The sequence below is a fragment of the Nocardiopsis sp. TNDT3 genome (genome assembly GCF_003427465.1).
In the GTDB taxonomy this organism is placed as follows: Bacteria; Actinomycetota; Actinomycetes; order Streptosporangiales; family Streptosporangiaceae; genus Nocardiopsis; species Nocardiopsis dassonvillei.
In genome coordinates this window covers 1-1,544 of sequence record NZ_QPFC01001210.1, presented here as the reverse complement: position 1 = coordinate 1,544, position 1,544 = coordinate 1, and the positions used below count along the sequence as shown (strand labels likewise).

1 protein-coding gene is annotated in these 1,544 nt (G+C 73.4%); it reads right to left on the bottom strand.

Annotation, left to right across the window (positions count from 1 at the left end):
* Positions 1-134 precede the first annotated feature (134 nt).
* Positions 135-1,544, bottom strand: a 1,410-nt coding sequence (locus DQW06_RS25925) for an aldehyde dehydrogenase family protein (RefSeq protein ID WP_232833159.1), incomplete at its 5' end; no start/stop codon positions are given.

The window sequence follows — 1,544 nt, the reverse complement described above, 5'->3', positions numbered from 1 at the left end:
CCGAGCGTCCCGCGTTCGACCTGAACCACCCGCATGTGGCGTCGCGGGCCCTGGACTCCGGGCGCGAGGAGAGCGCCCCGAGGAGCTGACCCGCGCGGGCGGGGGCGGCGGCCGCTCCCGCCCCCGCCCCCCGCTCACAGGAGCCGGCGGAGCAGCTTCTGCTTGAGGTCGGTGACGGGCGCGTAGGCGATGCGCATGGTGTCCATGAACAGCGACTTGTCCAGCACCGACTTGGTGTGCGAGAAGGTGTCCAGGGAGGCCGCGGAGTGGTAGGCGCCCATACCGCTGTCCCCCACGCCGCCGAAGGGCAGGTCGGGAACGGCCAGGTGGGCGATCGGCAGACCGAAGGCCAGGCCGCCCGAGGAGGTCTCGGTGGTCAGGCGGCGCTTGGTCTCCTCGGAGTCGGTGAAGCCGTACAGCGCCAGCGGCTTGTCGCGTGCGTTGACGAAGGCGATGGCCGCGTCCAGGTCGGGGACCCGCAGGACCGGCAGGACGGGGCCGAAGATCTCCTCCGACATCACCGGGGAGTCGGGGTCCACGTCGGCCAGGACGGTGGGGGCGACGTAGAGGCGGTCGATGTCGTGCTGTCCGCCGGTGACCACGGTGCCGCTGCCCAGCAGGGCGGTGATCCGGGCGAAGTGGCGCTCGTTGACGATGCGCCCGTAGTCGGCGCTGCGTGAGGGGTCCTCGCCGAACATCTCGGTGATGGCGGCGGTCAGCTCGCGCTGGAGCGGTTCGGCGGTGTCGCCGACGGCGAGCACGTAGTCGGGGGCCACGCAGGTCTGACCGGTGTTGGTGAACTTGCCCCAGGCCAGGCGGCGGGCGGTGGTGGCCAGGTCCACCCCGGGTTCGACGATGGCCGGGCTCTTGCCGCCCAGCTCCAGGGTGACGGGGGTCAGGTGCTTGGCGGCGGCGGCCATGACGATGCGGGCCACGGTGCCGTTGCCGGTGTAGAAGATGTGGTCGAAGCGCTCATCGAGCAGGGCGGTGCTCTCGGGGATGCCGCCCTCCACGACCGCGACCGCCTCGGTGTCCAGGTAGCGGGGCAGCAGCTCGGCCAGGGCGGCGGAGGTGGCCGGGGCCAGTTCGCTGGGCTTGACCAGGGCGGCGTTGCCCGCGGCGAGGGCGCCGACCAGGGGCGCCAGGGACAGGTTCACCGGGTAGTTCCACGGGGCGATGATCAGCACGGTGCCCAGCGGCTCGCGCACGCGGCGGGCCCTGGCCGGGGTCAGGGCGACGGGCACGGGCACCCGCTGCGGGCGCAGCCAGGAGGCCAGGTGCCTGAGGGTGTGGTCGATCTCGTTGACCACGAAGCCGATCTCGGTGGTGTGGGCCTCGATGGGGCTCTTGCCGAGGTCGGCCTTGAGCGCGCGTTCGAACGCGGTGCGCTCCTCGGTGAGCATGCGGCGCAGCGCGCGCAGCTGGGCGCGGCGCCAGGCGACGGGCTTGGTGCGGCCGGAGGCGAAGGCGGCGCGCAGGCGGGCGACCACCGGTGGGATCTCGGTGGTCAGGGTGAGCGGCTCGGCGGGGGGCCGGGGGGCGGC